The sequence below is a fragment of the Kitasatospora sp. MY 5-36 genome, from assembly GCF_001182915.1.
Lineage (GTDB): Bacteria > Actinomycetota > Actinomycetes > Streptomycetales > Streptomycetaceae > Kitasatospora.
Genome location: NZ_LFVW01000485.1, coordinates 1 through 8931 on the forward strand (window position 1 = coordinate 1; position 8931 = coordinate 8931).

At 73.4% G+C, this 8931-nt stretch carries 10 protein-coding genes and 1 pseudogene; 7 read left to right on the forward strand and 4 right to left on the reverse strand.

Annotation, left to right across the window (positions count from 1 at the left end; genetic code table 11):
• Window positions 1–318: pseudogene (locus AE652_RS27780) on the reverse strand (2-phospho-L-lactate guanylyltransferase); the annotation flags it as partial.
• 219 nt (window positions 319–537) lie between these two features.
• Between AE652_RS27780 and AE652_RS27785 the strand changes: the two are divergent.
• The 3 genes from AE652_RS27785 (at window position 538) to AE652_RS27795 (ending at window position 3601) form a co-directional block, all read left to right on the forward strand.
• Window positions 538–1368, forward strand: coding sequence for a 1-acyl-sn-glycerol-3-phosphate acyltransferase (locus tag AE652_RS27785; RefSeq protein ID WP_049656319.1), 831 nt, complete (start codon window positions 538–540; stop codon window positions 1366–1368).
• Entirely contained in the window at window positions 1365–2366 is a 1002-nt protein-coding gene (locus AE652_RS27790; RefSeq protein ID WP_049656321.1) for an NAD(P)H-dependent glycerol-3-phosphate dehydrogenase, read from the forward strand. Before AE652_RS27785 ends, AE652_RS27790 begins: the two co-directional genes overlap by 4 nt.
• An 89-nt stretch (window positions 2367–2455) precedes the next feature.
• Window positions 2456–3601, forward strand: a complete 1146-nt coding sequence (locus tag AE652_RS27795) for a D-alanine--D-alanine ligase family protein (RefSeq protein WP_049656323.1) — start codon at window positions 2456–2458, stop codon at window positions 3599–3601.
• A 239-nt stretch (window positions 3602–3840) separates the two neighbouring features.
• On the opposite strand, the gene AE652_RS27800 is transcribed toward AE652_RS27795, so the two are convergent.
• Together AE652_RS27800 and AE652_RS27805 are read right to left on the reverse strand one after the other, a co-directional pair.
• Complete coding sequence (locus AE652_RS27800) at window positions 3841–4359, reverse strand: DUF3515 family protein (protein ID WP_082346018.1); 519 nt, start codon at window positions 4357–4359, stop codon at window positions 3841–3843.
• A gap of 83 nt (window positions 4360–4442) precedes the next feature.
• The gene (locus tag AE652_RS27805) at window positions 4443–4676 is read right to left on the reverse strand and encodes an Lrp/AsnC family transcriptional regulator (protein WP_049656326.1); all 234 of its coding nucleotides are present in this window, start codon (window positions 4674–4676) and stop codon (window positions 4443–4445) included.
• A gap of 207 nt (window positions 4677–4883) precedes the next feature.
• Here AE652_RS27805 and AE652_RS27810 point away from each other — a divergent pair, with 207 nt between their 5' ends.
• From AE652_RS27810 to thiD, 3 genes are all read left to right on the forward strand, one after another.
• Complete coding sequence (locus tag AE652_RS27810; protein WP_049656327.1) at window positions 4884–5849, forward strand: thiamine-phosphate kinase; 966 nt, start codon at window positions 4884–4886, stop codon at window positions 5847–5849.
• A 159-nt stretch (window positions 5850–6008) separates the two neighbouring features.
• Window positions 6009–7034 carry an ATP-dependent 6-phosphofructokinase gene (locus AE652_RS27815; protein WP_049656329.1) on the forward strand — a complete coding sequence of 342 codons (1026 nt, stop codon included), beginning with the start codon at window positions 6009–6011 and terminating at the stop codon, window positions 7032–7034.
• 23 nt (window positions 7035–7057) lie between these two features.
• Window positions 7058–7855, forward strand: a complete 798-nt coding sequence (thiD, locus tag AE652_RS27820) for a bifunctional hydroxymethylpyrimidine kinase/phosphomethylpyrimidine kinase (RefSeq protein WP_049656332.1) — start codon at window positions 7058–7060, stop codon at window positions 7853–7855.
• Between the two features lie 182 nt (window positions 7856–8037).
• Here the strand turns inward: thiD and rpmB are convergent, their stop codons facing one another.
• The gene (gene rpmB / locus AE652_RS44250; RefSeq protein WP_014138233.1) at window positions 8038–8223 is read right to left on the reverse strand and encodes a 50S ribosomal protein L28; all 186 of its coding nucleotides are present in this window, start codon (window positions 8221–8223) and stop codon (window positions 8038–8040) included.
• 298 nt (window positions 8224–8521) lie between these two features.
• Between rpmB and AE652_RS27825 the strand changes: the two genes are divergently transcribed.
• Window positions 8522–8931 (forward strand): DAK2 domain-containing protein (locus tag AE652_RS27825; RefSeq protein WP_049656335.1); only part of this gene is annotated, 410 nt, incomplete at its 3' end.

Sequence of the window (8931 nt, forward strand, 5' to 3'; positions counted from 1 at the left end):
CGCCAGGGCCCGGTTGAGGCCGCCGCCGGGCTCGTCGGCGACCACCAGGGCGCCGAGCGCGGCCAGCCGGGCGCCGGCCTCGGCGTCGCGGGTGACCACCAGGACCCGGTCGACGTCCGGGGTGGCCAGGGCGGCGGCGACGGTGTCCAGGGCGAAGGACAGCGCCAGGTCGGCCCGGTGCGGCCCGGCGTACGGGGCCAGTCTGCTCTTCGCCAGGGCGAGCGGCTTGAGCGGGAGCACCAGCGACCAGCCGGCCGTGGGTGCGGGGGGCGCGACGGGCTCACTGGGGCGTACGGTGTCCTGGGTCACCGGCGTCATTCTGGCGCCGGTCCCGGAGCCCTCGCCAGGCCGTTCGAGCTGTGCGGACGTGCGTTTGATCACGCCCGCCGGGCGGGTTGGCGCGGTTGCTCGACAGCCGGTGAGCGGGCGGGCGACACTGTTCCGCGCCCGTGGCCCGGGCACCGGCGGAAGCGGTGCGCGGCACCGGGACACCATGACCGCGGTAATCCGTGCCGCATCGGATGAGAAGGAGCTGGGGTGGCCCGCCGCTCGTACGCCAAGTTCGGCAACGCCGACTACGGCATCTGGTACCGCTTCGCGGCCGTGCTGGTGAAGCCGGTGACGACCGCCCTGGTGAAGCCCGACTGGCGGGGCTGGGAGCACGTTCCGAGGAACGGCGGCTTCATCGCCGCGGTGAACCACAACTCGATCATCGACCCGGTGATCTACGCGCACTGGCAGTACAACAGCGGGCGTCCGCCGCGCATTCTCGGCAAGTCCTCGCTGTTCTCCGTCCCCTTCATCGGGTTCATGCTGCGCAAGACCGGCCAGATCCCGGTGTTCCGCGAGTCCACCGACGCCGCGCAGGCCTTCCGGGCCGCGATCGACGCGGTCAACGGTGGCCAGTGCGTGCAGTTCTACCCGGAGGGAACGCTCACCCGGGACCCCGACCTGTGGCCGATGACCGGCAAGAGCGGGGTCGCCCGGGTCGCGCTGATGACCGGTGCACCGGTCATCCCGGTCGCGCACTGGGGCGCCCACGAGATCATCCCGCCGTACGGCCGGCCCGGTTTCGGGAAGGGCCGGTTCAACCTGTTCCCGCGGCACCGGGTCACCGTCGCGGCCGGGCCGCCGGTGGACCTGAGCCGGTACCAGGGGCAGGAACTCACCGCCCAGGTGCTCGCCGACGCGACCGAGGACATCATGACGGCGATCACCGCCGTGCTGGCCGAAGTCCGGGGCGAGGAGCCGCCGGCCGAGCGCTACGACATGCGCAAGGCCGCCCGGGAGCGCGCCGCGGCCGCACTGGCCGAGCGCCGGCGCGCCAAGGGCGAGCCGGGCAAGGGCACCGAGGAGGCCGGCAAGTGACCCGTTGCGCCGTGATGGGAACCGGCTCCTGGGGCACCGCGTTCGCGATGGTGCTCGCCGACGCGGGCTGCGAGGTCGTGCTCTGGGCCCGCCGCCAGGAGCTGGTGGACGCCGTCAACTCCACCCACGAGAACCCGGACTACCTGCCGGGCGTCCGGCTGCCCGACACCGTCCGGGCCACCACCGACGCCGCCGAGGCGCTGGCCGGCGCCGACTTCGCGGTGCTCGTGGTGCCCTCGCAGACGCTGCGCGACAACCTGGCCGCCTGGACGCCGCTGATCGAGCCGCAGACCGTGCTGGTGAGCCTGATGAAGGGCATCGAACTCGGCACCGCCAAGCGGATGAGCGAGGTGATCGACGAGGTCACCGGGGTCGGTCAGGAGCGCGTCGCGGTGGTCAGCGGGCCCAACCTGGCCAAGGAGATCGCCAACCGGCAGCCCGCGGCCAGCGTGGTCGCCTGCTCCGACGAGGCGGTCGCCAAGCGGCTCCAGGCGGCCTGCCACACGCCGTACTTCCGGCCGTACACCAACATCGACGTGGTGGGCTGCGAACTCGGCGGCGCGGTCAAGAACGTGATCGGCCTGGCGGTCGGCATGGCGGCCGGCATGGGGCTGGGCGACAACACCAAGGCGACGCTGATCACCCGCGGGCTGGCCGAGACCACCCGGCTCGGCGAGGTGCTGGGCGCGGACCCGCACACCTTCGCGGGGCTCGCCGGGATGGGCGACCTGGTGGCCACCTGCTCCTCGCCGCTGTCCCGCAACAACACCTTCGGCATGAACCTGGGCCGGGGCATGACGCTGGAGGAGGCCCGCGCGGCCACCCGGCAGACCGCCGAGGGCGTCAAGTCCTGCGAGTCGGTGCTGGACCTGGCCCGGCGCAACGGGGTCGACATGCCGATCGTCGAGGCCGTGGTGGACGTGGTGCACAACGGGCGGCCGACCCAGGAGGCGCTGCGGGCGCTGATGTCGCGTTCGGCCAAGCCGGAGCGGCGCTGACCCGAGCGGCGCTGACCGGAGCGGCGGCGCCGAGGGTGCGGCGCCGCTGACTTCCCGGAAGGGCCTCGCACGGTAGTCTCAAACCCGATATGAGCATCGAACAGTCCTCCCCGAACCGGTCCGACCGGAAGCCGCGCGTCGCGCTGGTCTTCGGCGGGCGCAGCTCCGAGCACGCGATCTCGGTCTCCACCGCGGGCAGTGTGCTCAGGGCGATCGACCGCGACAAGTACGACGTGCTGCCGATCGGCATCACGCACGAGGGCCGCTGGGCGCTGACCAGCGACGAGCCGGCCCGGATGGCCATCACCGACGGGAAGCTGCCGGACGTGGCGCACGTCGCCGAGGGCGTCGACGGCCAGGTCGCGCTGCCGGTCGCCCCGGGCGACCGCGAGGTGGTCCTGACCGAGCCGGGCAGCGCCCCCAAGGCCCTCGGCGAGGTCGACGTGGTCTTCCCGCTGCTGCACGGCCCGTGGGGCGAGGACGGCACGCTCCAGGGCCTGCTGGAGCTCTCCGGCGTCCCGTACGTCGGCAACGGCGTGCTGGCCAGCGCGGCCGGCATGGACAAGGAGTTCGCCAAGCGGATCCTCGCCTCGCACGGTCTGGACGTCGGCCGCTACACCATCGTGCGGCCGCGCGACTGGGAGACCGAGGCGGGCCGCGCGGCGGTGCGCGAGCGGGCCGCCGAGCTGGGCCTGCCGCTGTTCGTGAAGCCCTGCCGGGCCGGCTCCAGCATCGGCATCACCAAGGTGAAGGACCTGGCCGATCTCGACGCGGCGATCGAGGAGGCCCGCCGGCACGACCCCAAGCTGATCATCGAGGCGGGCGTGACCGGCCGCGAGATCGAGTGCGGCGTGCTGGAGTTCGAGGACGGCCCGCGGGCCAGCGTGGCCGGCGAGATCCTGGTCGGCGAGGGCTTCGACTTCTACGACTTCGAGGCCAAGTACATCGACTCCTCGGACGTGAAGATCCCGGCGGACCTCACCGCCGGTGAGCTCGCCGAGATCCAGCGCCAGGCGGTCGAGGCCTTCGAGGCGCTCGGCTGCGAGGGCCTGGCCCGGGTGGACTTCTTCCTGCTGGAGGACGGCACCTGGATGATCAACGAGATCAACACCATGCCCGGCTTCACCCCGATCTCGGCCTTCCCGAAGATGTGGGAGGCCAGCGGGGTCTCGTACCCGGAGCTGATCGACCGGCTGCTCGCGACGGCGCTGCGGCGCTCGACCGGGCTCCGCTAGGGCCTGTCTTCGGACTCGCGTCTGCGGGGCGCCGCCGGGGCACGCACCTCGCCGCGTTGTCGTCGGTCGCCAATGCTCCGCAGTGGCTCCCTCCTCCGCCTTGCGATGCACGCACCCCAACGCCGCCCCGCCCGCCCTCCGGGCGAACGACGGGAGTCCGAGGACAGGCCCAGCGAACGTGCGGAGGGCGGGCCGGGAGCTTCCCGGCCCGCCCTCGGTGCGTCGGGGACCCGTTCGGCTCAGCCCGGGACGTTGGCCTTGACCGCGCCGCTCAGGGCGGCCGCCGGGTCGAAGGGGTTCTTCGCGGCCCCGGCCGGGACGGTCACCTCGACGTAGGCGGCGCGCATGGTCGTCACGAAGCGGTAGCCGCCGTCGGCGAGCTTCTGCGACCACCAGGTGACGTCGTCGACGCTCGGGGACCAGTCCGAGGCGTGGTCGCCGTCCAGCTCCTCCGGCCGGTCGATGCCGCAGCGCAGCACCGTCCGGGGCGAGTCGCCCCAGCCGGCCACGTACGGCGAGGCGGGCGACGGGTCTCGGCGGGTGTGGCCGAGCAGGTCGGCGGGCAGCGCGGCGGCGAGCGCCCGGCAGTACCCGGCCGCCCGGCCGGTCGGCTGCGGGACCTCGACCGCCGGATCGGCCGGGCTCCAGCTGCCGACCAGCGCGACGACGGCGCAGGTCAGGGCGACGGGCAGGGCCAGCCAGCGGACCGGGGCCGGCAGGGCGGTCAGCGCCTCGGGGACGCGCAGTTCTCTGGCCACCCGCCGATGGTAGCCGGGGCCCGGACGGCCGGTACGGGCCGGTGCGCCGGCTCACGGGCACACCGGCTCACGGGTGCACCGGCCTACAGGTGCACCACGGGACAGGTGAGCGTGCGGGTGATGCCGTCGACCTTCTGGACCTGGGCCACCACCATGCGGCCCAGCTCGTCCACCGTCTCGGCCTCGGCCTTGACGATCACGTCGTAGGGGCCGGTGACGTCCTCGGCGCTCAGGACGCCGGGGACCCCGGCGATGGTCCGGGCCACGGCGGTGGCCTTGCCAACCTCGGTCTGGATCAGGATGTATGCCTGTACCACGGGGACCTCCCGGCGGCCGGTTAGGGGGGATAGCCGCCGTGATCGCCCGGTCAGGTGTGTGGGTGGGTGGGCTCACCGGCAGTCTGATCACCACGCTACCGCGCTGCGGGCCGGGGAGGGGAGACCTCGATGCTCCCGAAGGGCGTACGCTGCGCGCGGGGGAGCGCGACGGGGACCGAATCGGATGGAAACGCGAGAGGACGGCAGATGCAGGGGACCGTGGGCGAGCTCGGCGAGTTCGGCCTCATCAGGGAGCTGACCGCCCGGGTACCGCTCACCGATGCCGTCGACCTCGGCCCGGGTGACGACGCCGCGGTGGTACGGGCTCCGGACGGCCGGGTGGTGGCGACCACGGACGTCCTGATCGAGAACCGGCACTTCCGCCGGGACTGGTCCACCGCCTACGACGTGGGCCGCAAGGCCGCCGCCCAGAACCTCGCCGACGTGGCCGCGATGGGGGCGGTGCCGACCGCCATCCTGCTCGGCCTGGTCGCCCCCGCGGACCTGCCGACCACCTGGGCCACCGAGTTGATGGACGGGCTGCGCGACGAGTGCCAGGTGGCCGGGGCGACGGTGGTCGGCGGCGACGTGGTGCGCGGCGACACCGTCACGCTGGCCATCACGGCGCTCGGCGACCTCCAGGGGCGGGCGCCGGTGACGCGCTCCGGCGCGCAGGTCGGCGACGTGGTCGCGGTGACCGGCTGGCTCGGCTGGTCGGCCGCCGGCCTGACCGTGCTCCAACGCGGCTTCCGCTCCCCGCGCGCCTTCGTCGAGGCGCACCGCCGGCCCGAACCGCCGTACCACGCGGGCCCGGCGGCGGCCGATCTGGGCGCGACCTCGATGGTCGACGTGAGCGACGGGCTGGTCGCCGACCTCGGCCACGTCGCCCGGGCCAGCGAGGTGGACATCGACCTCAAGGCCGCCGACTTCGACGTCCCGGCGCAGATGGCCGACATCGGCCAGGCGGTCGGGGTGGACCCGCTGGTCTGGGTGCTCTCCGGCGGCGAGGACCACGCGATCGTGGCCACCTTCCCGCGCGGGATCCAACTCCCGGCCCGCTGGCGGGTGGTGGGCGAGGTGACCGGCCGCCCGACGGGCAGCCGCAGCGGCCGGGTGACGGTCGACGGCGCGCCCTGGGACCGGGTCGGCGGCTGGGACCACTTCGCCGAGTAGCGCGCGGCCGCGCGCCGATCCCCGTACGGCGGGCGGCGCGTGACGCTCCGGTGCGCGGGGGACGGGCTTCGCGGGTGCGTTGTGCGTAGGCTTGCGACACCCCGGCCCGCCCGTCCGGCGCGGGCGGCCCGAACCACTGCGAGCGGGAGCACACCACAGATGCGCATCGGTGTACTGACCAGCGGCGGCGACTGCCCCGGCCTCAACGCGGTGATCCGCTCGGTGGTGCACCGGGGCACCGACGTCCACGGGGACGAGATCGTCGGCATCCTGGACGGCTTCCTCGGACTGATCGAGGGCCGCACCCGGACGGTCACGCACGACGACGTCACCGGCCTGCTCACCCTCGGCGGCACCATCCTGGGCTCGGCCCGGGTGCGGCGGGACCGGATCGCCTGGGCGGTGGAGAACGCCAGGACGCTCGCCCGGGAGATCGGCATCGACGCGCTGATCGCGATCGGCGGCGAGGGGACGCTGACCGCCGCCAAGCTGTTCAGCGACGCCGGACTGCCCGTGGTCGGGGTGCCGAAGACCATCGACAACGACATCGACGCCACCGACGTGACCTTCGGCTTCGACACCGCCGTGCACGTCGCGACCGAGGCGATCGACCGGCTGAAGACCACCGCCGAGTCCCACCAGCGCGTCATGGTGGTCGAGTTGATGGGACGGCACACCGGCTGGATCACCCTCACCGCGGGCATGGCGGGCGGCGCGCACGGCATCCTGATCCCGGAGAAGCCCTTCGACATCGAGGCGGTGGCCCGGATAATCGAGGACCGCTTCGCGCGCGGCAAGAAGTTCGCCATCATCGCCGTCGCCGAGGGCGCCTCCCCGGTGCCCGGCACCATGCGCTTCGACCACGGCGAGGTCGACCAGTACGGCCACCGGACCTTCGGCGGGATCGGCAACCGGCTCGCCCACGAGCTGGAGGACCTGCTCGGCAAGGAGGCCCGCCCGGTCATCCTCGGCCACGTCCAGCGCGGCGGCACCCCGACCGCCCGGGACCGGGTGCTCGCCACCCGGTTCGGCTGGCACGCGGTGGAGGCCGTCCACCAGGGGGCGTTCGGGCACTTCACCGCGCTGCGCCGGACCGGCATCGAACTGCTGCCGATCGGCGACGCGGTGACCCGGCTGAAGACGGTGCCGGAGGACCGCTGGGCGGAGTCCGAAGCGGTGCTGTGAAACGGCGCGGGTAGGTTGGGGCCATGGCTTCGACTGCTCCCCCCCGCGTGCTCACCGTCGCCGGCTCCGACTCCGGCGGCGGCGCCGGCATCCAGGCCGACCTCAAGGCGATGCTCGCCCTCGGCGTCCACGGCATGAGCGTGATCACCGCCGTCACCGCGCAGAACTCGCTCGGCGTCCAGGGCTACTGGGAACTGCCCGCCGAAGCCGTCCGGGCGCAGTTCCGCAGCGTGGTGGACGACATCGGGGTGCAGGCCGTGAAGACCGGGATGCTCGCCTCGGTCGAACTCGTCGAGACCGTCGCCGAACTGCTGGCCGGGGTGGACGCCCCGGTGGTGGTCGACCCGGTCGGGGTCTCCAAGCACGGGGACGCGCTGCTGGTCGCCGAGGCCGTCGCCACCGTCCGCGAGAAGCTGCTGCCGGTCGCCACCCTGGCCACCCCCAACCTGCACGAGGTGACCCAGCTCACCGGGCTGGCCGTCGAGGACGAGTCGCAGATGCTGGACGCCGCCAAGGCGCTGGTCGACCTCGGGCCGCGCTGGGCGCTGGTCAAGGGCGGCCACCTGCCGGGCGAGGCCGCCGACCTGCTGTACGGCGGACCGGACGAGGTGCACTGGTTCCGGGCACCGCGCTACGACAACCGCCACACCCATGGCACCGGCTGCACGCTGGCCAGCGCGATCGCGGCCGGCCTGGCCAAGGGCGAGCCGCTGCCGCTGGCGGTGGCCTCGGCCAAGGAGTACATCACCGGCGCGATCGCCGGGGGCTTCGCCCTTGGCGCCGGCATCGGCCCGGTCGACCACGCCTGGCGCTGGCGCTAGCGAAGGCCCGGAACGTCCGGAACATCCGGAACGTCCGGAAAACAGCGGTGGGCGGACTCCTCAGAGGAGCCCGCCCACCACGGTCACGTCCGGAAATCGGCGCAACCGGCCACGGAAACAGTGAAGCCGGCCCATCCGAGGATGAACCGGCTCACTGGAGGACCGGCATGCCGGTCTGCGCGTCAGCGCGAGACCTTACCGGCCTTGATGCACGAGGTGCAGACGTTGAGCCGCTTCGGCGTCCGCCCAATCACAGCGCGCACCGTCTGAATGTTGGGGTTCCAACGACGGGGGGTACGGCGGTGAGAGTGGGAGATGCTGTTGCCGAAGCCCGGCCCCTTGCCGCAGACGTCGCAGTTGGCAGCCACAGGAGTCACTCCAAGACTTCAGATCAGATACTTTCGAAAACCCCACTCAGCCACCAGAACACTCGCGTGAACCAGACCGGACAAGGGGGTGAGCCTGGACGGTTCCAGGCAACCGGAAGAGCATACAACGCTTGCTTCCGTCCCACGAAACTACCATGACCGGCCGAGTGATCGCTCCTGCCCGCCGGACCGGACGGCCCTCCCCGCCCCCCGATAACCTGCCGGTATCACCCCTTGCCGCCGCCCGGCCCGCGTCACCGCCCCGGGCCGCCGCGGCGTCCCGTCCGGAGGAGACCTGGTGCTGCACACGCTCGACGCCCCGGCCGTGCGCACCTGGTGCCAGCTCGCCCTGCGCGCGCTCGGCCAGGCCCGCGAGGAGATCGACGCGCTCAACGTCTACCCCGTCCCGGACGGCGACACCGGCACCAACCTCTACCTGACCGTCGAGTCCGCCGCCGCCGAGGTGGAGAGCCGCTTCGCCGACCCCGCCGCCGACCCGGCGCCCGGGCTGGCCGAGACGGTCCGGGCGATGGCCCGCGGCGCGCTGATCGGCGCCCGGGGCAACTCCGGGGTGATCCTCGCCCAGTGGCTGCGCGGCACCGCCGAGACGCTCGCCGAGGGCGGCGGCGCCGAACAGCTGCGGGCCGCCCTGCAGCGGGCCGCCGACTCCGCCTACCAGGCCGTCGCGGAGCCCGTCGAGGGCACCCT

Coding starts and splice junctions, on each gene's coding strand:
- AE652_RS27795 (WP_049656323.1), top strand. CDS start 2,456: ATGAGCATCGAACAGTCCTCCCCGAACCGGTCCGACCGGAAGCCGCGC.
- AE652_RS27810 (WP_049656327.1), top strand. CDS start 4,884: ATGCAGGGGACCGTGGGCGAGCTCGGCGAGTTCGGCCTCATCAGGGAG.
- AE652_RS27815 (WP_049656329.1), top strand. CDS start 6,009: ATGCGCATCGGTGTACTGACCAGCGGCGGCGACTGCCCCGGCCTCAAC.
- thiD (WP_049656332.1), top strand. CDS start 7,058: ATGGCTTCGACTGCTCCCCCCCGCGTGCTCACCGTCGCCGGCTCCGAC.